Annotated in this window: 20 protein-coding genes; 8 read left to right on the forward strand and 12 right to left on the reverse strand. The window is 39.8% G+C overall.

Annotation, left to right across the window (positions count from 1 at the left end; translation table 11 throughout):
- Positions 1 to 104 precede the first annotated feature (104 nt).
- The 9 genes from ABD930_RS13765 to ABD930_RS13805 form a co-directional block, all read right to left on the reverse strand.
- Positions 105 to 791 carry a FadR/GntR family transcriptional regulator gene (locus ABD930_RS13765; protein ID WP_345232311.1) on the reverse strand — a complete coding sequence of 229 codons (687 nt, stop codon included), beginning with the start codon at positions 789 to 791 and terminating at the stop codon, positions 105 to 107.
- Between the two features lie 78 nt (positions 792 to 869).
- Complete coding sequence (lpxB, locus tag ABD930_RS13770) at positions 870 to 1,979, reverse strand: lipid-A-disaccharide synthase (RefSeq protein ID WP_345232312.1); 1,110 nt, start codon at positions 1,977 to 1,979, stop codon at positions 870 to 872.
- Positions 1,980 to 1,987: 8 nt separating this feature from the next.
- The gene (locus ABD930_RS13775; RefSeq protein ID WP_345232313.1) at positions 1,988 to 2,254 is read right to left on the reverse strand and encodes a hypothetical protein; all 267 of its coding nucleotides are present in this window, start codon (positions 2,252 to 2,254) and stop codon (positions 1,988 to 1,990) included.
- A gap of 116 nt (positions 2,255 to 2,370) precedes the next feature.
- Entirely contained in the window at positions 2,371 to 3,141 is a 771-nt protein-coding gene (surE, locus tag ABD930_RS13780) for a 5'/3'-nucleotidase SurE (RefSeq protein ID WP_345232314.1), read from the reverse strand.
- Between the two features lie 88 nt (positions 3,142 to 3,229).
- Positions 3,230 to 3,415: a CsbD family protein gene (locus tag ABD930_RS13785; protein WP_345232315.1), complete on the reverse strand. Its 186-nt coding sequence runs from the start codon at positions 3,413 to 3,415 to the stop codon at positions 3,230 to 3,232.
- Positions 3,416 to 3,559: 144 nt separating this feature from the next.
- Positions 3,560 to 5,479: an acetate--CoA ligase gene (gene acs / locus ABD930_RS13790; RefSeq protein WP_345232316.1), complete on the reverse strand. Its 1,920-nt coding sequence runs from the start codon at positions 5,477 to 5,479 to the stop codon at positions 3,560 to 3,562.
- Between the two features lie 113 nt (positions 5,480 to 5,592).
- Complete coding sequence (locus ABD930_RS13795; RefSeq protein ID WP_345232317.1) at positions 5,593 to 5,991, reverse strand: DoxX family protein; 399 nt, start codon at positions 5,989 to 5,991, stop codon at positions 5,593 to 5,595.
- Entirely contained in the window at positions 5,978 to 6,202 is a 225-nt protein-coding gene (locus ABD930_RS13800) for a DUF6814 family protein (protein ID WP_345232318.1), read from the reverse strand. Before ABD930_RS13800 ends, ABD930_RS13795 begins: the two co-directional genes overlap by 14 nt.
- 53 nt (positions 6,203 to 6,255) lie before the next feature.
- Positions 6,256 to 7,848: an MFS transporter gene (locus tag ABD930_RS13805; protein ID WP_345232319.1), complete on the reverse strand. Its 1,593-nt coding sequence runs from the start codon at positions 7,846 to 7,848 to the stop codon at positions 6,256 to 6,258.
- A gap of 332 nt (positions 7,849 to 8,180) precedes the next feature.
- Between ABD930_RS13805 and rpmB the strand changes: the two genes are divergently transcribed.
- The 8 genes from rpmB (at position 8,181) to ABD930_RS13845 (ending at position 16,705) form a co-directional block, all read left to right on the forward strand.
- Entirely contained in the window at positions 8,181 to 8,414 is a 234-nt protein-coding gene (rpmB, locus tag ABD930_RS13810; protein WP_345232320.1) for a 50S ribosomal protein L28, read from the forward strand.
- Positions 8,415 to 8,462: 48 nt separating this feature from the next.
- A complete protein-coding gene (rpmG, locus tag ABD930_RS13815; protein ID WP_345232321.1) occupies positions 8,463 to 8,645 on the forward strand; it encodes a 50S ribosomal protein L33 in 183 nt (60 codons plus the stop codon).
- A gap of 46 nt (positions 8,646 to 8,691) precedes the next feature.
- Entirely contained in the window at positions 8,692 to 8,880 is a 189-nt protein-coding gene (locus ABD930_RS13820) for a DUF4295 domain-containing protein (protein WP_345232322.1), read from the forward strand.
- A 162-nt stretch (positions 8,881 to 9,042) separates the two neighbouring features.
- The gene (gene ftsY, locus ABD930_RS13825) at positions 9,043 to 10,005 is read left to right on the forward strand and encodes a signal recognition particle-docking protein FtsY (RefSeq protein WP_345232323.1); all 963 of its coding nucleotides are present in this window, start codon (positions 9,043 to 9,045) and stop codon (positions 10,003 to 10,005) included.
- 18 nt (positions 10,006 to 10,023) lie between these two features.
- A complete protein-coding gene (gene rimO / locus ABD930_RS13830) occupies positions 10,024 to 11,358 on the forward strand; it encodes a 30S ribosomal protein S12 methylthiotransferase RimO (RefSeq protein WP_345232324.1) in 1,335 nt (444 codons plus the stop codon).
- A gap of 88 nt (positions 11,359 to 11,446) precedes the next feature.
- On the forward strand, positions 11,447 to 13,036 hold the full coding sequence (gene bshC, locus ABD930_RS13835) for a bacillithiol biosynthesis cysteine-adding enzyme BshC (protein ID WP_345232325.1): 1,590 nt from the start codon (positions 11,447 to 11,449) through the stop codon (positions 13,034 to 13,036).
- A gap of 167 nt (positions 13,037 to 13,203) precedes the next feature.
- Entirely contained in the window at positions 13,204 to 13,554 is a 351-nt protein-coding gene (locus ABD930_RS13840) for an MmcQ/YjbR family DNA-binding protein (RefSeq protein WP_345232326.1), read from the forward strand.
- Positions 13,555 to 13,648: 94 nt separating this feature from the next.
- Positions 13,649 to 16,705, forward strand: a complete 3,057-nt coding sequence (locus tag ABD930_RS13845; protein ID WP_345232327.1) for a glycosyltransferase family 117 protein — start codon at positions 13,649 to 13,651, stop codon at positions 16,703 to 16,705.
- A gap of 149 nt (positions 16,706 to 16,854) precedes the next feature.
- Here ABD930_RS13845 and ABD930_RS13850 read toward each other — a convergent pair whose 3' ends face one another.
- Genes ABD930_RS13850 through ABD930_RS13860 form a run of 3 tightly spaced genes read right to left on the reverse strand, consistent with a single transcriptional unit; the run spans position 16,855 to position 21,284 of the window.
- Positions 16,855 to 18,186, reverse strand: coding sequence for a DUF5125 domain-containing protein (locus tag ABD930_RS13850; RefSeq protein ID WP_345232328.1), 1,332 nt, complete (start codon positions 18,184 to 18,186; stop codon positions 16,855 to 16,857).
- 42 nt (positions 18,187 to 18,228) lie between these two features.
- Positions 18,229 to 19,710 (reverse strand): endo-1,6-beta-glucanase, encoded by a 1,482-nt coding sequence (locus ABD930_RS13855; protein ID WP_345232329.1) that lies wholly within the window; start codon positions 19,708 to 19,710, stop codon positions 18,229 to 18,231.
- A 50-nt stretch (positions 19,711 to 19,760) separates the two neighbouring features.
- A complete protein-coding gene (locus ABD930_RS13860) occupies positions 19,761 to 21,284 on the reverse strand; it encodes a RagB/SusD family nutrient uptake outer membrane protein (protein ID WP_345232330.1) in 1,524 nt (507 codons plus the stop codon).
- Positions 21,285 to 21,288 lie beyond the last annotated feature (4 nt).

The following is a 21,288-nucleotide window of genomic DNA, read 5'->3' on the forward strand; positions in this document are numbered from 1 at the left end:
GTTGATTTTGGTTTATAATTTATGTTTATATGTTCTACATAACAAATGTAGAAAAAGAAATGTAAATACCAAAACCAATTTTTCAGAGAAACTAGAAAATAGTGTTAAAATTCGTTGAGGTGATCGAAGTGGGGTCTCAAATGCTCAAGCATTCCTTGATTAAAATCTTCTTTCGAACCATGTTTTAAGATTTCCACTAAGTCGAGATGGCTAATCTTTCCCCGTATAGGTTTATCTTCCATGGCCGTAACATATCCAAAAATAGGAAGTAGCATTTTCTGGAATCGTTTTAAGGTATCGTTACCTGTAATTTCATAGAGTTTTCCATGAAAAGCAATTTCTTGTTTAATACGGAAGGTATTATCTTCTACATCTTGATTCCGAGCTATTTTTTCCAGTTCTTTAATATCTTTTTCTGTTTTCTTCCGGTAAAGCAGTTCACTAAGCCCTAACTCCAGCACTAAACGTAGCTCAAAAATGTCTTTCAATGTCGCGCTATCTAAAATCAAGGGGTCCAAAATCTTTTCAAAGGTGCCAAGAATATCTGGATTGACGAACACCATACCTCGTTTCTTTCGCGATTCAATCAATCCCAACATTTTTAACCGGCTCAAGCCTTCGCGTACTACATTTCTACTTACTCCCAGCGCTTCTGCTATCTCCAGCTCTTTAGGGAGCGCATCTCCTGGTTTAAAAGCTTTCTTTTTTAAAAATTCGATCAACCGAACCTCTACAATATCTGCCATAGTCGGTGGATTGATGCGTTGCAAATCGCGATTTAATTTCTCCATCTTACAAATATAAAAGCCTAATGAAATATTGTTTATATGTAGAACAAAATAATTTAGTATTTTAGATGAGTGATGATGTTACTTAAGATATGCCAATAGTTGCCTCGCTACTTTTTCTGATGCACCCGGCGTGCCCATTCGCTCTTGCAACGCTTGATACTGCGCCAGCATTTCCTCTCGATAAATCTTGTTGTTGAGCAATTGATCCAGTTCTTTCGAAATCGTATTGGAATTAGCAGCTTCCTGTATAAGTTCCTTTACTACCTCCTTGTTCATAATCAAATTAACCAATGAAATATAGGCGACTTTTATGACCCGCCTGCCAATTGCTATGGATAGGGCATTCGCCTTATATACAACTACTTGTGGCACATGTAATAAGGCGGTCTCTAGCGTAGCCGTTCCACTAGCCACTACGGCAGCTTCGGCATGTTTCAATAAATCGTAGGTTTGATTAAACACGATCGGGATGTCCGCCCCATGTATATAGTGTTGATAGTAGGATTTATCGAAATTTGGTGCCCCAGCAATCACGAATTGATGACCAGGAAACAACTTTACTAACCGCGACATTTCCGGCAGCAACTTGCTGATTTCCATTTTTCTGCTTCCCGGTAGCAAAGCGATAAGGGGTTTATTGTCCAACCCGTTGCTTTGTTTAAATTGCTTATTCGTATGATGCTGGCTAATCGCATCCAACAGCGGGTTTCCAACATAATCGACCTCCATACCCCATTTAGCATAAAAATCAACTTCGAAGGGAAGAATGCAAAACAAATGATCAACAATACGTTTGATTTTTTTTACCCTCCCTGTATTCCATGCCCATACTTTCGGTGAAATGTAATAAAAGACTTTAATCCCATGTTGTTTGGCAAAAGCAGCCAATTTGAGGTTAAATCCGGGAAAGTCAATTAAAACCAATGCATCAGGACGATAAGCTATTAAATCTGCTTTAACCGTTTTCAAATTTCTTAGAATGCTCCGTATATGAACTAGTACTTCTACAAACCCCATGTAAGACATATCCGCAATATGTAACACCGCATGTTCCCCACTCGCTTGTTGCATCTGATCACCTCCTACAATCCGGAATTGAGCATGAGCATCCATCCCACGCAAAGCACGGATCAAATGTGCGCCATGTAAATCTCCAGATGCTTCACCAGCTACAATATAATAGTTCATATGTCCATTTAAATGGTAAACCCTTCTTTAAAAACTAATAATAGCAACAAACCAACGAAGGTGATGCCGATCAAGCTTCCACCTGTTTTAGCAGCTTGACGTCTGTAAAAATACCTTGCCAACAATAAATTTAATGTGGCAGCTATAACATATAACAACAACGGTTTATCAACAAATCGTGTTCCCAATGAGGTGTGTTCCGTTAGCCAATAGGCCATAACCGGTGCTACAGCGCCTAGAGCCGCTCCTGTAAACAAGTTGTTTTTTTTGAGCATGTTCTTATCTATACGTTTTAAGTTATAGGTTTTCCGTTTTAAAGTATCAAGACCTTATAAGTTTTACGCAAGTGTACACCTTGTCCATGCACTTAAAACTTATCACTTATTACTACTTACAACTTAAAAGACCAGGCATTTAACTGCGGAATGGCGTGATGTGCCGTCATATCAAACTGCACCGGTACAATGGATACAAAACCATGGCTAAGTGCCCATACATCCGTATCTTCTCCACGATCATTTAATACAAATTTACCGGTTAACCAATAATAGGGACGATTATATGGGTCCAAACGTTCGTCAAATTCTTCCGCCCATTTGGCATCTGCTTGTCTACAAATTTTAGCTCCTTTTAGCTGGCCTTGTGGAAAATTTACATTCAATAAGGTACCCGCTTGTATACCATTTTTTAATACCTGGCGAGCAATTTCCCGAACATAAGGCCGACAATGATCGAAGTTAGCATCAAAGGTATGGTCGTCATAAGAAAAGCCGATTGACGGAATACTTTCAATTGCACCTTCTACTGCAGCAGACATGGTACCACTGTATAAAACGTTGATGGAATTATTTAAGCCATGATTAATTCCGGAGACACAAAGATCAGGTTTTCTGCCCTTAAAAATTTTATTCACCGCTAGTTTCACACAATCTACCGGTGTGCCTGAACATTTATACATTTCCACCTCTGGATAAATCGTTACTGGATCAATGCGTAAGGGTTTACCAATGGTTATAGCATGCCCCATACCGGATTGTGGGCTATCCGGTGCAACTACTATCACTTTCCCGATTTGCTGCATTTCCTCTAATAACACTTTAATACCAGGAGCAGTAATACCATCGTCATTAACGACCAGTATCGTTGGCTTTTGTTTTGTCATGTTGCGAAGTTAATGGATTTACCATGGAAAAAGAAAAGCGCTCCAATCATTTTCTGATTGAAGCGCCCCTTTGTCAAATACCTATAAATTAAAGGCTATTTAACCAATCAACCACTTCGTCTCTTGTCTTACCTGTTTTCTTTTGTAGACGCCCCACTAATTCGTCTTCTTTTCCCTCTTCATACATTAAATCATCATCAGTCAAATCAGCATAAGCTTGTTTTGCCTTACCTTTAATTTGATTCCATGTACCTTTTAAACTTAAATTGCTCATTTTTCTGTTTTTAAATAATAACTTATTTTTCTTCTGTATTAGTTAAACACCGTGCAGACAAAAATGTTTGCTTGAGTAGAGAAACAAAAAAAGAGGCACTAAGACCTCTTTTTTGATTAAACATTACATAAAAATCCGGGCTGATTAACTCCGTAACTTTTCTGCTCCTTTTTTTATGCGCTCTACCACTTCAGGATCAAGTAGGGTACTTGTATCACCTAAATTAGTGGTATCGCCTTCTGCGATTTTTCGCAAAATACGCCGCATAATTTTTCCAGAACGGGTTTTGGGTAATCCATCCACAAATTGAATTTTATCTGGTTTAGCGATAGCTCCGATAATGCGTGAAACCGTTTTATTGATATCTCCGCGCATGAGTTCTTCATCTTTCTGATGATCGCCAGCAATGACAAACGCGTAAATTCCTTGTCCTTTAATCGCATGCGGATAACCCACAACCGCTGATTCAACCACATCACTATGCTTATTGATGGCATCTTCTACTTCGGCGGTTCCTATACGATGGCCGGAGACATTCAACACATCGTCTACCCGCCCGGTTATACGGTAATAACCATCCTGATCACGTAAGCACCCATCACCAGTAAAATACATATTCGGATAAGCTGCAAAATATGTTTTCCGGCATCGTTCATGATCGCCATATGTTGTACGGAGCATGCCCGGCCAAGGAAATTTAACACACAGATTGCCACTTACATTATTCCCCGCTATCTCTTTGCCCTGTTCGTCCATTAAGGCTAACTGTATACCCGGCTGCGGGAACATCGCGTAACTGGGAATGGTTGGTGTAATTCCTGCAATCGGACTGATAATAAATCCACCCGTTTCCGTTTGCCAATAGGTATCTACGATTGGTGCCTGCCCATGACCAATCTTTTCGTCAAACCATTTCCAAGCTTCTTCGTTAATCGGTTCACCAACTGATCCCAAGGTTTTAATGGAACTAAAATCCTTTCCATCAACGAAATCATCACCTGCTCCCATTAATGAACGAATGGCTGTAGGTGCCGTATATAAAATATTTACTTGATGCTTTTTAACAATATCCCATAGCCGCCCTGCATCAGGATAAGTCGGAATGCCCTCGAACATCAAGGAAGTTGCTCCTTGTGAAAGCGGCCCATACACAATATAGGAGTGTCCTGTAATCCAACCTATATCTGCCGTACAGAAATAGACATCGCCTTGTTCGTATTGAAAGGTGTTCGCAAATGTATAGCCCGTATACACCATATATCCTCCGCAGGTATGAACGACACCTTTCGGACTTCCGGTAGATCCTGACGTATATAATATGAAGAGCATGTCTTCTGCATCCATCTCTTCAGCAGGAAAATGTGGGTTGCCTTGGGTTTCCACTTTTTTGATCTCATCTTCCCACCATACGTCGCGTCCTTTGATCATGGAAACAGGTGTTCTTGTTCTGGTTAATACGATAACTTTTTCTACGGAAGGACATTGCCCTAGCGCATCATCAACAATATCTTTCAGTTCAATTATTTTTGTACCGCGGAAACTGCCGTCGGCTGTAATAACCAACTTACATTGGGCATCTTTAATCCGGTCGGCTATTGACTGAGCAGAAAAACCGCCAAATACCACTGAGTGGATGGCTCCAATGCGCGCGCAGGCCAATACCGCAATAGCCAGTTCCGGCACCATGGGCAAATAGATACAAATCCGATCGCCCTTTACTACTCCATTATTTTTTAATACATTAGAAAACTGTTCGACATTGAATAACAATTGCTTATAACTAAGCATACGGTAAGCTTCATTAGGATCATTTGGTTCCCAAATAATGGCTGGTTTGTCACCTAATTCAGCAATATGCCTATCTAAACAATTTTCCGTTATATTTAACTTTCCCCCTTCAAACCATTTAACATCAGGCCCCTTGAAATCCCAGCTTAATACCTTATCCCATTTCTTCCGCCATTTAAATTCTTCCGCTATACCCGACCAAAATTCTTCTGGTCTTTCAACGCTCTTTTTATACGTCTCCTTATAATCTTCAAACGACTTAACTTTTAAATTCATTGGTTTTGTTGTTTAGTTAACAGCCACCCAAGTTAGCAATCTTAGTTAGGCTTTGCAAACCACTGTTTTATTTATTTCAGCCATTTTTTTATCAACGATGTAGATGAGAATGGTTACTGCGCTTTATTTAACCCTTGCGGGAACATGATCGTCAATAAAGCCATAATGAGCAGAAAATTAAATTCGACTCCGTTCCTTCCACCCCCTACCACAAACCAGCCTTCTTTATAATGAACCAAAACAATTCCCATGATGAGAATAAAAATAGTCAGCCAACCCAACCATTTTACATATTTTTCAAACAGCAAACAGACAGCACAAACTAAGTGAGACAGCTTGATAACCCAAACCAAAAAGACACCAAAAGGAGCAAAACCTACCTGATTGAGGAACAAATTACCAAAATCGTTTATTCCGTTATTAAACATGCCTCCTGCACCATGCACTACCAGAATAATGGCCACGGCCAAACGTAGTAAAAAGGTACCATTGAAAAAATTATGCCTCGTCATATTCTCCTTTCCATGCATACCAACCAAATACAAATAATCCTCCGCTAATAATAGGCATCAATACAAAGGTGTAAATGATGGCCGGAACTAAATCATCTGGCTTTCCGCTTTCAAACTGCGGTATAGCCTGACTAACGAGCAAATAATAACCGGCTACCAAAGCCAGTAACATCCAAATGATTCCTAAATATCTTTTAATGTAATTCATCATATTATTTATAATTAGGCGCTAAAAAATGCAAATTCCTTAAAATTAATCCTCACTTAATGAACATCCTCTTGTTGCTTTTCCTTTTTATTGGATATATAAACCAGACCGATGATCAAGCTAATACCAATAATGATAATGGGATACCATAATCCTTCCAGGTAGGGTTTATCAAAAGGTAACTGCTCGCCAGCTTTTTCGGCAGACGCATTTGCCGTTTGTGCTCTCGCCACTAAATATGTAGCTACCGTCGGCATTAATCCACCGAAAATGCCATTCCCAATATGATACGGTAAAGACATAGAAGTATACCTGATTTTTACCGGGAATAGTTCTACTAAAAATGCAGCAATGGGCCCATACACCATGGTAACATAAACCACCTGCAAAAACACCAATAAAACTACGATCCACATCGCCGTATTGGACAATTTAATCGCGATAGTATGGTCTGTATGGACTACATCACCCGTTTTTTTAACTACATATTCCCGTATAATTTCGTCCTGCATCGTTCCATCGGTATAAAATCGATGCTGGGTAGTAACACGCGCCATATCGGCACCATAGTCGCCATGTAAGACGGCCTCTTGATGATGAGTGACCTTTGCATCTTCCGTCATTTCCACCTTTGTTGTCACATCAGCTAGTTGATAAATTTTATCATAAATAGGTCTATAGGTAAGTACAGCTAATAGCATACCAATAAGCATGATAGCCTTTCTACTCCATTTATCCGAAAGCCATCCGAAAAAAATAAACAAACCTGTGCCTAAAAAAATAGCAATACCCAAGATATAATTCGTTTGATCAAAATCCAGGTTACACACTCGTTGTAGGTAAGATAAGGTATAAAACTGCCCCGTATAAAACACAACACCCTGTCCCATAGCCGCACCGAATAGCGCCAACAGAACAAATTTGAAATTAAACTTGTGTCCAAAAGATTCTTTTAAGGGATTAGTAGAAACTTTACCTGCTGCTTTCACCTGCTGAAATAAAGGCGACTCGGCCATATTTCTACGAATAAAGTAGCTGATAATAACCATGAATATGGAAATCAAGAAAGGTACCCGCCATCCCCAATTCGCAAAAGCTTCATCAGACATGGATTTTCTGGTCAATAAGATCACTGCCAAAGAAATAAATAAGCCAAAGGAAGCGGTCGTTTGTATCCATGATGTGCGTTCGCCTTTACGGTGTGGTTCGGCATGTTCTGCTACGTAGGTTGCTGCTCCGCCATATTCACCGCCAAGAGCTAGACCTTGCAACAGGCGTAACAATAAAACCAATACCGGCGCCAAAAAACCGATGGTTTTATATTCTGGAATTAATCCGATAGCCACAGTAGAAAGTCCCATGATCAACAAGGTGACCATGAACGTGTATTTTCGACCAATCATATCTCCCAAACGACCAAAAAAAAGTGCACCAAAGGGCCTCACTACAAATCCGGCAGCAAAAGTGGCTAACGTAGATAAAAAAGCGGCTGTAGGATTATCTGCAGGGAAAAATTTGGTAGAAATAATGACAGCAAGACTTCCGAAGATATAAAAGTCATACCATTCGATAAGGGTACCTAGTGAGGAAGCTCCGATAACTTTCCATAAGCCTTTCGAGGAAGCCTCAGAAGATGTATGTATGGCCATAACGTAAAAGAGATTTAAATCGGGTTAATTTTGGATTTACAATTTAGTTTATTTTAGTCGACGCAAGGTACTATATTCCACTGAATTTCTCTTAAAAAACGATCAACAAATTATCGTTATATTCGTTGTTTTCCTTTTTTATCATCAATAGATGGGTTTTAAATGGCGCTTATTTATGTGCAATAGTGACGCGCATCGTTTGTTTTTTTAAGCTCACGCACTTGTTGATCGAACATTTTCGCGTACGCACTTGCATAAATAAAAACATTTTCAGATATTTGCACACTCTTTAAGAAACTGAAAGTTTTAACAACACACGAATACATATAGTCATGTCAAGAATTTGTGATTTAACAGGGAAAGCGGCTTTGAACGGATATAACGTTTCTAATTCTAACGTTAAGACCAAGCGTAAATTTTACCCTAACCTTCAAACAAAAAAGTTTTTTATCCCGGAAGAAAACCGTTGGATAACATTAAAAGTATCTACTTCTGCTATTAAAACCATCAATAAAAATGGAATTACGGCAGTGATCAATAAGTTTATTAAAAAAGGATACGTTTAGTTTGCACCAAAATATCCCGCAAAATTGCGGCATTAAGACAATATTACAATGGCTAAAAAAGGTAACAGAGTTCAGGTAATCTTAGAGTGTACCGAACATAAAGAAAGTGGCATGCCGGGCATGTCTCGTTATATTTCCACAAAAAACAAAAAGAATACAACAGAACGGTTAGAGTTAAAGAAATACAATCCAGTATTAAAACGTGTAACTGTTCATAAAGAAATTAAGTAAATCTTTTGATAAACTTGCCCCATCTGGGGTATAAAATAGAAAGAAAATGGCTAAGAAAACCGTTGCTACTCTGAAAACCGGTAAAGGTAAAGATTACACGAAAGTAATTACTGCCGTAAAATCACCCAAGACAGGTGCATATACGTTTAAAGAATTAATTGCACACAACGATCATATTAAAGATGCTGTTGAAGCAGCAAGAGAGATTGTTGAAGAAAACGCTGCTGCGCAATAGTTAATGTGCATATCGGTATATAAAAGCTCTTTCCTTTGGAAAGGGCTTTTTCTTTTTAGGGTACTTTAGAATACCCAAATCTTGATATTGTACAAACAATATTTTAGTTTGAAAAATAGTACCTTTACCAACTGAAACATAGACGCTCGTATATAGACAATTATGGGATTATTTGATTTCTTCAAAAAGAAAGAGCAGACCCCTGAAGCGCAGGAAGCGCTAGATAAAGGCTTAGAAAAAACAAAAGAAGGTTTCTTCAGTAAAATCACGAAAGCGGTTGTAGGAAAATCGACCGTAGATGAAGAAGTACTTGATGACCTGGAAGAGGTGCTGGTAACCTCTGACGTTGGGGTTACCACCACCCTAAAAATCATCGAACGTATTGAAGAACGTGTTGCGCGAGATAAGTATATCAACACATCCGAACTGAACGGCATTCTGCGTGATGAAATTCAACAGTTGCTCGCCGAAAATAACAGCAATGATTTTGAAAATTTTGCATATGGTCAACACAAACCATATGTCATTATGGTGGTTGGGGTTAACGGTGTTGGAAAGACCACTACTATCGGAAAATTGGCGCACAAATTAAAGCAAGCAGGAAACAGTGTTGTATTAGGAGCCGCTGATACCTTCCGCGCCGCAGCGGTAGACCAAATCAAATTATGGGGTGAACGCGTGGGTGTACGTGTAGTAGCACAGGCAATGGGCTCTGATCCCGCCTCGGTTGCCTTTGATACCGTACAATCGGCCGTAGCCAATCAGGAAGACGTGGTCATCATTGATACCGCTGGAAGACTTCACAACAAACTGGCCTTAATGAACGAATTAACCAAGATTAAAAATGTAATGAAAAAGGTTGTTCCCGGTGCACCACACGAAATTTTACTTGTCTTGGATGCTTCTACCGGCCAAAATGCCATTGAACAATGTAAACAGTTTACACAAGCTACTGACGTAAATGCTTTAGCACTCACCAAATTAGACGGAACGGCTAAAGGTGGTGTTGTCATTGGCATATCAGACCAATTTAAAATTCCGGTTAAATATATCGGAGTAGGCGAACGTATAAATGATCTGCAATTATTTAATAAAAAGGAATTTGTTGATTCGTTATTTAAATAACGAGGTGTGTAGTATAGGATGAGAACAAAAAAGACGCTAACGCAACCAACCAAACCGCGCATCAATGTGGTAACGTTGGGTTGCTCTAAAAATATCCACGACAGCGAAATACTAATGGGACAACTTCGTGGTAATAAGCTAGATGTCGTACACGAAGCCGATAATATTGGAGCGCACGATATCGTTGTCATCAACACCTGCGGTTTCATTGACAACGCGAAGCAAGAATCTATTGACACCATTCTCCAATATAGTGCGTTAAAAGAAGCGGGTAAGTTGGAAAAAGTCATTGTTACGGGCTGTTTATCTGAACGATATAAACCAGAATTAGAGACGGAAATTCCAAATGTGGATGCCTATTTCGGCACGAATGACCTGCAACAATTACTCGCGAGTGTCGGTGCCGACTATAAGCATGAACTACTGGGCGAACGGATGCTCACTACGCCTTCCCACTATGCTTATTTCAAAATTGCCGAGGGTTGTAACCGGCCTTGCTCCTTTTGTGCCATCCCACTAATGCGAGGCAAACATATTTCCAAATCTATTGAGGATTTGATAAAGGAGGCTAAGCTATTGGCCAAAAATGGCACCAAAGAATTGATTTTGATTGCTCAAGATCTCACCTATTATGGTTTAGATCTTTACGGGAAAAGAAATCTGGCAGATCTGCTTCGGCATCTCTCTGATGTTGAAGGAATCGAATGGATTCGGTTGCAATATGCTTATCCTTCAGGATTTCCAATGGACATTTTAGATGTCATGAAGGAACGAAGTAATATCTGTAATTATTTAGACATGCCCTTACAGCATATTTCAGATCCGATGCTTAAATCGATGCGTAGAGGGATTACCAAACAAAAAACGATTGATCTGGTTCATGAAATCCGCGACCGTGTACCGAATATAGCCCTAAGAACGACACTCATTTGTGGCTATCCAGGAGAAACACAACAAGATTTTGATGAGCTAACCCAATGGGTTGCAGATACACGTTTCGATCGTTTAGGTTGCTTCACTTATTCGCATGAAGAAAAGACACATGCCTTTTCTTTAGAAGATAATGTACCACAAGAAGAAAAGGAATCCAGGGTTGAACAACTAATGGAACTCCAGCAGGGAATTTCCTATGCAATCAATCAAGAAAAAATAGGCCAAACGTATAAAGTACTTATTGATCGCATAGAGGAGGGTTATTTTGTAGGGCGAACCGAATTCGACTCTCCGGAAGTGGATAATGAAGTACTCATCGCGGCAGACAAAAACTATGCTCCAGTAGGCCGATTTGTACAGGTCAACATAAACCGGGCAGAAGACTTTGATTTGTACGGTACGATAATGCAGAAAGCTTAAAGCGGAAAGAGAATAAAGCTAATGGCCCATGGCTAATTATTAAGAGCTAAAGGCTGAGAGCTAATCATCAACAGCTAATAAAACACCAGTGAAAGCAAGTTACATTAATTACAACGATACCCATAGTTTTTCTGAAACGCTACTAGCTTATATAGCAAAAGACAAAAAACTTGCTCCTTTTATCAATAATTGGCCTGACCTCCAAGGTTTCGAAAAACAACTGGAACAAAAAAAAGACAAAACGGATCGTTCTACTTTAGTCCAGGTATTAAAAGCGCAGTACCGGATGCTAGAAAAATGTTCTCCAACCGTAAAAACGAATATCGAACGCCTAGCAGATGAAAATACATTTACCGTAACTACTGGCCATCAATTAAATATTTTCACTGGTCCACTGTATTTTATTTTTAAAATTGCGAGTACCATTAAACTATGCGAACAATTAAAAGAAAAATTTCCCACATACCATTTTGTTCCCATCTATTGGATGGCGACGGAAGATCATGACTTTGCGGAAATAAACCACACGCAGCTTCAAGGTGAAATCATTAAATGGGATATCCCAGCACAAGCGGCTACTGGGCGTATGGAAACCTTATCCATGGCCCGCACGGTAAAAAAGTATCAAAAGTTACTCGGACTAACGCATAATTCTGCTAAGCTAGCTGAATTGATAGAAGATGCTTATCTCCGACACGAAAATTTAGCTGATGCTACACGCTACTTGGTTAATGGCTTATTTGAACAGTATGGTTTAGTTATTGTAGATGCCGACAACCCCGCATTGAAAAAAATATTTGCCCCATACATACGTGAAGACATAGTAGAGCAATATAGCTATCAACATATTACCAAAGACACAAAGGCTCTGGAAAAGGCTGGTTTCGAAGCACAAGTACATGCCCGTGAAATTAACTTTTTTTACCTAACAGACGAATACAGGGAACGGATTGTAGCAACTGATGACGGACAATTTGAAGTCTTACACCACAATATACGCTTTACTAAAGAAGAACTCATCCAAGCCATTGAAGAGCAACCGGAGTGTTTTAGTCCGAATGTAGTCATGCGCCCCCTCTACCAAGAAATCATTTTACCAAATTTGTGCTATATTGGCGGAGGTTCCGAGATTGTTTACTGGCTTCAATTAAAAAGCAATTTTGACCATTATAAAGTTGATTTTCCTCTTCTTCTTCCGCGCAACTCCGCTCTCGTATCCAATGAGGCCCTCGACTATAAGATTTTTCGATTAAATTTAACATTTAAAAGCATTTTCAAGCAATCCGATGAGCTGAAAAAAGAGTATGTACGCATACATTCTAAACATCGATTAAACTTAAATGAAGAATGGTTGGAAATGGAAGCAATCTTTGAACGTATTAAGGAAAGAGCTACCAAGATTGATCCTACGCTTCGGCCAAGTGCAGAAGCTATAAAAGCGCGACTTTGCAGGGCTATTAATAACCTGGAAAAAAAATTTGTAAAGGCCGATAAATTAAATTTTGATGATGCTATCAATCAAATAGACAAAATAAAGGAGAAATTTTTTCCCCATGGAGAGCTGCAGGAAAGAGTAGAAAACTTTGGTTTGCTCTACGTGAAATATGGTGATGATTTCATTAAAGACTTGATTCGCTATTTCCATCCGTTGGAGATGAAGTTTACAATACTATATTAGTTATGCGTAATAAGTATCAAGACATCAGTATCAAATATCCAAATATTCCTAACGCTCTTGGCTTTGTGCTTTTCGCTTTATTAATTTCGCTAAAATTTGTCTTGTGTCTTGCTATTTGCATATTATATTCTCTTTAAGCTTTTTACTTTTGAATTTTTACTTAAAAAATGAACATCGAAGAACTGAGGACGTACTGCTTAACTAAAACTGGCACGGAAGAAGATATGCCTTTCGGTCCAGATACCTTAGTATTTAAGGTTGGTGGTAAAATCTTCCTGCTAACTGGTTTGGACAGGCAACCACTTTCTTTTAATGTTAAGTGTGATCCGGAGCGCGCTATCGAGCTGCGCGAACGCCATCCGCATAGTGTTTTACCCGGCTATCACATGAATAAAAAACATTGGAACACTGTTATTCTTAACGGTGAGCTGGGTAAAAAACAAGTAGAGGAAATGATTGACCATAGCTATACACTCGTGTTCAATAGCCTTCCTCAAAAAATAAAAGAAGGGCTTTAATGTAACAAAAACACATACATTTAATTTATTTAACATTTTTTTGCACGCATTTTCTTTTTTTCTCCAGTACTTTTAGGGACAAATAGCCCTTATTATGGAGATGACCTACAAAAAATTAAACAACTTTTTTGGTTGGACCTGTTGTTTAATCGCAACTTTAGTCTATTTCTTTACGAAAGAACCAACCGTTAGCTTTTGGGACTGTGGAGAATTTATTGCCGCCTCCTATAAATTGCAAATTGTCCATCAACCGGGAGCCCCACTCTTTTTAATGATCCAAAATATTTTTTCTAACCTTGCATTGGGTGATAAAGCCGCACTGGCTTACTGGATGAATACTGGATCAGCTATCTGTAGCGGATTAACCATTCTTTTTTTATTTTGGACCATTACCTTTTTAACCAAAAAAGCCCTGCTACATACCCATAAACCCCTTACCACTATACATTATTTTCAACTATTCGGGGCAGGAGTTGTGGGATCTTTGGCTTACGCTTTTTCCGATTCCTTTTGGTTTTCTGCAGTAGAAACCGAAGTGTATGCCATGTCTTCCCTAGGCACAGCTTTGGTGTTTTGGCTTATTTTAAAATGGGAAAACCATGCTTCAGAACCACGTGCCGACAAATGGCTGGTTCTTTTAGCGTTTATCATGGGGCTTTCCATAGGCGTCCATTTACTCAATTTACTCACAATTCCAGTATTGGCGCTGGTTATTTATTTCAAAAGAACACCAAAAGTAAGTACAAAAGGAATTTTGAAAACGTTAGGTTGGAGCTTGCTCTTACTTGCACTCATTTTATGGGGTATCATTCAATACTTGGTTAAAATAGCTGCCTTCGTTGAATTATTTTTTGTCAATCAGCTAGGTTTACATTTTGGTAGTGGGATACTTTTTACTGCGGCATTATTAACGGGAGCGTTAATTTATGGTTTCCGCTATTCGATTAAAAAGAACAAACCACAGCTGAATTTACGATTGCTTTGCTTTACCTTTGTGCTGTTTGGTTACGGTTCTTTTGCGATGGTAGCCATAAGAGCCAGCGCCAATCCATCACTAAACAACTACAGTCCTGATCATATTTTTTCTTTTCTGGAGTACATTTCCAGAGATCAATATATACCCAACCCACTCCTAACTGGTAAATATTTCGATTCACAACCTACGGCTGTACACGACGGTGCTGCTATTTACCGGAAAGATCAAAAGAACTATACATTGATCGGCCATAAACCGGTATACGATTATGATCGTACCACACTTTTCCCTCGTGTGCACAGTCAAAAGGATAGTGATTTCTATCGGTACTGGCTGCATTTATCAGCAAACGAACATCCAAACTTTATCAGTAATATCCAGTTCTTCACTAGCTATCAGGCAGGGGTTATGTTCTGGCGATATTTTATGTGGAATTTCGTTGGTAGGCAGAACGATAATTTAGGCCAAATGGGAAATCTGACAGACGGAAATTGGTTGAGTGGCATTAAGGCTATTGACAATATGCGATTGGGTGGCCAATATGCGCTACCAAAAGCCGAAAAAGAAAACCCCTCTCGTAATCAATTTTACTTTTTCCCTTTATTACTGGGAATTATTGGTTTATGTTGGCACTATCGGACAAATAAGAAAGATATGGGGATTGTTAGCTTATTCTTTTTCTTTACAGGTCTGGCTATTGTTTTATATCTCAATGATACGCCAATCCAGCCACGCGAGCGCGACTATGTTTATGTAGGCGCTTTTTATGCGTTCTCGATATGGATAGGCTTTAGTGTTATTGGTCTCACACAGCTATTTAAGAAAAAGTTTGCAGCTAAATATGCTAGCATAAGCGCCTTTGCCATTGCCTTTGTCCTAGCTCCCCTATTGATGATCAAAGACGGATGGGATGACCATGATCGCTCACAACGCTACAGTACACGCGATCTATATGCTCGTAATTACCTGGAATCCTGTGCTCCAAACGCTATATTATTTACGTATGGCGATAACGACACTTTCCCGCTCTGGTACGCACAGGAGGTGGAGAATATCCGGCCAGATATACGCATTGTGAATATTGGCTACTTAAGTTCTGATTGGTATGTAAAGCAAATGCGCAAAAAGATCAACCAATCGGCACCTCTTCCCATCGATATCGATCCAGCAAAGATTGATAAAGGTGTACGGGATTATCTTTCCTATGAAGACTATGGGATCAAGGAGCGTGTAGAGATTAAAGATCTTTTAGCGATTATGCTATCCGATCATCCTGCAGATAAGTCACAACAAACCGGAGAGAATTTCCTGCCAACTAAAAAGCTGAAATTTGCGATAAATAAGCATACAGTTTTAGCGAATCATGTTGTTCCTAAGGCATGGAATGATTTCATTACCGACAGCATGGAATGGGATTTTAATCAAGACTTTGTGACACGTAGCGACTTAGCTTTTTTTAATATACTCATCAACAATCAATGGAAACGCCCAATCTACTTTTCGAATGGAATGCCTAAAAGTGCACAGATGGGATTGAATAAATACCTGGTGAATGAGGGGATGGTATCCAAATTAATGCCTATAGATGCCTCTAAAATCGCTGCGCTTAGCCAGCAACCTGATGAAACGGCCCCATTAACCAATTATCAAGCCCTATATTCAAATTTAATGCAAAAATATACGTGGGGCAAAGTTAATCAGTTAAACTATCTGGATCCGCTTACTAAAAGCATGGTACCGCAACTCACCAATGATTTTAACAATTTATCCAGAGAATTACTGGATACCAATCAACGGGAAGCCGCACGCGAAGTTGCTAATAAATGTTTAACGGTGTTGCCTCAAAAAGTCTTAGGCATGAATCAAGCGGTTGATTTTTATTATTTATCAGACACGCTTTATGAAGTTAATGAAACGAATAAGGCAAACGATTTAATGAGAAGAAATGGTCAGTATGTTGCCGAGCAGGTGAAATATAAGATAGCACTGGCCAAAGATAAACCACAAGCAGTTGACGAACGCGATATTCGCTTAGGTATGGGTATCTTACAGGCTATGCTAGATAACTCCAAAAAATATAAACAGATGGAGATGGAAAAATATTTAGGGAATCAATATGCCATGCTTGAAAAAGAAATGAATGGAAATAGATTCCACCATGCAGATAATCCATAATCCGTTGGAAACCGAAACTATTTAAAGCTTGTTGCCGTCATTTCTACCGGAATGCAGTATAGTTGTCATCTCGACCGCTGGGCAGAGCGTTATGATGAAATAAGGCATTACAGTCGAAATGACGGCTTGTAGACAAGCTCGAGATTCCGTTATTGCTTAACCACGGTTAATATGGCTTTGTTATTCCCCTCACTGAGATCAATGGTAAACACATAAGTAGCTCCATTTTCTAGCTTCTTCCCTTCTACGATTCCCAAATTACCAGGGTCTCTTCCGTTTTTACCGTCGCCAATGAATATGACATCACTTGTTGTTGATAAAGACGTATTATTAAACTCATCTCCCCAATCCTTCTGATGGAAGAATTTGAAATTAATATTGTCTGCATTCACTGTTGTACCAGCTACCACTGTTATTTGGTATTTCTTATTGCCAAGGGGCACCATACACAAAGCCTTACCGGTATCCCATCCTACCGCATTGGTACTAACCGATGGTTTGCCAATCCCTTCTCCTATGATCCAAACGGCTCCTGAGCCATCAGCCTGCAATTTGGCCGGCTCACCATTCACTAACTTTTCCACTGCAAAATACTTATATTGGAAGTTGGCGATTATGCGGTATTGCCCATCCGGTGCAGCAAATTTTAAGGTATTGTCTGATACTTTTGTCAAATAATCCGGATCGATCCACCAATCGGCGAAATCACTGATTCCTTCAAACGCCAATTCTTGTCCGTTAGTTAAGTTCATATCCAATTTATAATGGTTATCGTCTATCCGTTGCATTACCGTTTCATTAATCGCATAAGCAATAATAAATGGAGCAGCTTCGTACGTTAGCGAGTTGAAGGTAATGCTATATTGCCCAGCCGATCGGTTGGAAAATGGAATATTGGTTAGACTACCTTCTTTAATGGCATTATCTTCCCATCCAAAGGTTAGCTCATTGCCTGCTTCACCTACTTTTGGTGCTTGAATATAGGCATTTACTTTAATGGGAAAATTAGCCGTTGCGGCATAGGTATACAGATCTGTACGTTCCATCCGATAAGTTTCTTCACCGGCCACCAAAGTAAGATACGGATAATCTGGCCGTTCTAAAGATAGGTCATACGTTTGTTCCGTTAAGGTAAAGTGGATATTCTGCAAAACCAATTTCAAGGTTGCTGTACCATTCGGAATGTCGGCATAATAGGGAATATAAATTTTACCCGTATAATCGCCGTTTGTTTTCGTACGAATAACCGTCTCCGAAACCAGTTCTTCTCCATAATACAAATGTGCCTTCAATGTAGACAGTGGTACTTCCTGATCGGATACGTTGACCGTAAAAATCAGACTATCACCAAAAAGCGCTTTTGAAAATTCAGTCTTCGTATCCATCACCGGATTACCGACAGCTTTTTGATCGTCCTTTTTACAGGCGCTCCAGAAGCATAACACAGCGAGCGCCAATAGGATATATATCGATTTGTTCATGTTATTTCAATTATAGTTTAACGTAGATTGGCGATCCTCCTTTTATTTCCAACGGTAAGAAGCCACCGCCTTGGCAGGTACGTCATACGAAAAATAATGCGTACCATCGCTTAGGGTTATCTTTTTTGATTCACCAGTATTATTTAACAGCACAAATGCATAACTACCATCAGGGTTTTCAAAGGCTGTATAGGTAATCCCAGTAGCGGTATAGCCCTTTGTACCGATCCGCGTTGCACCGGGTTTCACCACAGCCGATAAATGGCCGATGATATAATAATGCGAATTTCTCGTGATGGATTTGTAATTACTTTTATTGATGTCTACTGCACCGTAGCAGGTCTGGCATCCGCCGTCGCGGTTAGGTCCACGTTCGCTGTCAAGCATCAGGTTCCAAACAATAACAGCCCTACTCCAGTTGTTAATCGTTCCGAGCGCTACATCCTGCATGTCGTCCATCAATCGGGTAGACAAATTTTGCCCATCATTCCAAGTGCCAATGGAGGTCTCGGTAAAGATTAACTCTTTATCTGGTCGTTGTTGATGAATATCGGCTAACTCTTCCTTATTACCACCGTAGTTATGATACGCCGCACCGGCAACTACGTTTGCGGTGGCTTCATCTTCGTAGATTTTAATCGGATAATCGTTCTGATCGCTTATATTATCGTAATTATAGTTATGATCGAATACATAGATTTTGGTATTCAACCCAGCTGCCTTTAACTGTTTACCTAAACTTTCTTTCACAAAGACTTGTTGTTCTTGCCAACTCATAAACAGTGATGCAGAATTTTTCCGATTTAATGGTTCATTCTGTGGCGTAACGGCATAAATGTCGATTCCTTCTTTGGCCAACGCTTGAATCCACTTCACAAAATACAAACCATAATCCTGATAATAGTCAGGATTAAGCTGCCCATCTGTCCACGAATTATACGGCTGCCGGTCGGTCAGGTTACTCACCTTCATCCAACGTGGGCACGTCCAAGGCGAACCAATAATCTTGATATGGGGGTTGATCGCTAAAATCTCTTTTAGCACTGGGATAATGTAGGTCTTTTCTTCTTCCTGTAAACCAAAGTTTTCGATGCCTGGCTCATCACAAAGTGTATATTCGCTTAAAGAGAAGTCGGAACACCCGATGGCTATACGGATATAACTTTGGCCCATGCCCTCTGTTTCAGAAAAGGTTTCTTTTAAAAATTGGGCTCGGTCTGCCGATGCCATTTGCATCAGGTTATAGCAAGTAGAACCTGTTATGGCTGCACCGAAGCCATCCATCGTTTGGTAACGCGTGTTAGGATCTAACGTAATGGTGGTTGGCGACATGTTTGCTTTATCATTGAAGTCAACTGCCTGTTTTGCAAAATCATATGCGCGATTATTGGTGGTTACGTAAATCGTTACGTCGCCTTTCACCTCCGGTTTTTCTTCCGGTGGTTCTGGTGTCACCTTTTTATCCGAGCTGCAGGCAATTAAAATTGTGCTTAAAAAGCAAGTCACCATTAATAGCTGTTTCATATATTCATTGAATTTCATCGTATACTTTACCATTAAAATCATCTAATCAGTTAATAGCCTGGGTTTTGAACAATTTTCGGATTTTGGTCAATTACTCCTTGCGGTATGGGTAAGCGATAGGAAGTCTCATTGAAAGGATACACCAGCGCCTTTCTGCCCGAATCTTTCGCGAAAATAGCATTCATGACTTCTTCTACCTTATTGAGCCGCACCAGGTCAAACCAGCGTTGACCTTCAAAAGCCAGTTCCAACCGGCGCTCTTTCAAAAGCGCATTTAACATGGCCTCTTTATCTCCACGGATATTAGCAGGCAATTTTTTCAACCCCGCACGCTGCCGAATCCGATCGATGATATCAGCGGCACCAGCTAAATCAGAAGGTCCCATAATCAAGGCTTCTGCTTTTAGTAAAAGTACATCGGCATAACGATATTTAATGATACTGCTATAAGCCGAACGGCATTTATACATAAATGGATAATGATCGGAAGGATAATAGTTGCTCCAGCTGGTTTCATAATATACGACCGATTCTTGGAAACGTTCCTGATCGCCTTCTGTTTCAAAAGCCTTAATCAGATCACGTGATGGGGTTACCCACTTCGCCCAAGTGAAGTTGCTGTTCCAATTTGCTAAGTCACGACCAAACATCCAGGTTACCCAATTCCCGCTTCCAGAAAAGAATTGCGCCTCCAAAATAGATTCTTTCGTATTACGCATTTTGGCGTCTGTACCTGCTGCATTCATTCCAAAGAGATCACTAAAATCGTCTACCAGATCAAAACCATCTGCAGTAACAGCATCGCAATATTGAATAACCTTCGAATAATCCCGAATTGGCTTCTCTGCATATACCTTAGCGAGCAAGGTACGTGCTACCGACTTGGAAAAGCGCGTTTTATCGCCTGCATCATTCTCTGGTGCTGTCTCTAAGGCCTCTAATAAATCTTTCTCGATCTGCCGGTAGGCTTCCTCTTCGGTTGCTTGCGATGGAAAATAATCATCGTATACATCTTCAATCGTTTCGGCGGTAATATCCCCCGCTTCGGTTGTAATTACCGGTATCGATCCCCAAATGCGCACCATATCAAAAAGTATCATGGCACGAAAGATTTTTGCTTCTGCTTTATACCTTTCGCGTAAGGCTGTTGTCAGTGTTGCATCCTCTACTTCATCAATATTAACGATCAATCGATTAGCCCGGGCCATATCTTCTAAATAACGATTCCAATCGCGGTCAATTACGGAATTAGATCCCTCAAGGGCATTGTTTTCAAAAGGAATAACCTCGGCACCCGTAGTACCTCCATAGGCATTATCCGCATGGGCATCCGCTATGAGCAACAGATCTAAGTACCAATGCTCTTGCCGATCGCGCATTTGATTATACAGTGTTTTTAAATGACTTTCCACTGCGGCTTTATCTTTAAAAACCACCTCTTTTCCTTCATCGTTAATTCCTTCCGTCACGTCGGAGTAGGTGTCTACCGGATCAAAATCCTTCAGACAAGAAGAAAAGCTGAGCAGCATGCTGCCCAATAATCCGATGTATATGTATTTATATTTGGAATTCATATTT

This window comes from Olivibacter ginsenosidimutans, assembly GCF_039542865.1.
GTDB lineage: Bacteria > Bacteroidota > Bacteroidia > Sphingobacteriales > Sphingobacteriaceae > Olivibacter > Olivibacter ginsenosidimutans.

What these genes read in the sequence shown, in the direction of transcription:
- rimO (WP_345232324.1), top strand. Translation starts at nt 10,024, where the DNA reads ATGAGAACAAAAAAGACGCTAACGCAACCAACCAAACCGCGCATCAAT.
- rpmB (WP_345232320.1), top strand. Translation starts at nt 8,181, where the DNA reads ATGTCAAGAATTTGTGATTTAACAGGGAAAGCGGCTTTGAACGGATAT.
- acs (WP_345232316.1), bottom strand. Translation starts at nt 5,479, where the DNA reads ATGAATTTAAAAGTTAAGTCGTTTGAAGATTATAAGGAGACGTATAAA.
- ABD930_RS13860 (WP_345232330.1), bottom strand. Translation starts at nt 21,284, where the DNA reads ATGAATTCCAAATATAAATACATATACATCGGATTATTGGGCAGCATG.
- ABD930_RS13765 (WP_345232311.1), bottom strand. Translation starts at nt 791, where the DNA reads ATGGAGAAATTAAATCGCGATTTGCAACGCATCAATCCACCGACTATG.
- ABD930_RS13805 (WP_345232319.1), bottom strand. Translation starts at nt 7,848, where the DNA reads ATGGCCATACATACATCTTCTGAGGCTTCCTCGAAAGGCTTATGGAAA.
- surE (WP_345232314.1), bottom strand. Translation starts at nt 3,141, where the DNA reads ATGACAAAACAAAAGCCAACGATACTGGTCGTTAATGACGATGGTATT.
- ABD930_RS13850 (WP_345232328.1), bottom strand. Translation starts at nt 18,186, where the DNA reads ATGAACAAATCGATATATATCCTATTGGCGCTCGCTGTGTTATGCTTC.
- ABD930_RS13845 (WP_345232327.1), top strand. Translation starts at nt 13,649, where the DNA reads ATGGAGATGACCTACAAAAAATTAAACAACTTTTTTGGTTGGACCTGT.
- lpxB (WP_345232312.1), bottom strand. Translation starts at nt 1,979, where the DNA reads ATGAACTATTATATTGTAGCTGGTGAAGCATCTGGAGATTTACATGGC.
- ftsY (WP_345232323.1), top strand. Translation starts at nt 9,043, where the DNA reads ATGGGATTATTTGATTTCTTCAAAAAGAAAGAGCAGACCCCTGAAGCG.
- ABD930_RS13800 (WP_345232318.1), bottom strand. Translation starts at nt 6,202, where the DNA reads ATGATGAATTACATTAAAAGATATTTAGGAATCATTTGGATGTTACTG.
- rpmG (WP_345232321.1), top strand. Translation starts at nt 8,463, where the DNA reads ATGGCTAAAAAAGGTAACAGAGTTCAGGTAATCTTAGAGTGTACCGAA.
- ABD930_RS13785 (WP_345232315.1), bottom strand. Translation starts at nt 3,415, where the DNA reads ATGAGCAATTTAAGTTTAAAAGGTACATGGAATCAAATTAAAGGTAAG.
- ABD930_RS13820 (WP_345232322.1), top strand. Translation starts at nt 8,692, where the DNA reads ATGGCTAAGAAAACCGTTGCTACTCTGAAAACCGGTAAAGGTAAAGAT.
- ABD930_RS13855 (WP_345232329.1), bottom strand. Translation starts at nt 19,710, where the DNA reads ATGAAACAGCTATTAATGGTGACTTGCTTTTTAAGCACAATTTTAATT.
- ABD930_RS13775 (WP_345232313.1), bottom strand. Translation starts at nt 2,254, where the DNA reads ATGCTCAAAAAAAACAACTTGTTTACAGGAGCGGCTCTAGGCGCTGTA.
- ABD930_RS13795 (WP_345232317.1), bottom strand. Translation starts at nt 5,991, where the DNA reads ATGACGAGGCATAATTTTTTCAATGGTACCTTTTTACTACGTTTGGCC.
- ABD930_RS13840 (WP_345232326.1), top strand. Translation starts at nt 13,204, where the DNA reads ATGAACATCGAAGAACTGAGGACGTACTGCTTAACTAAAACTGGCACG.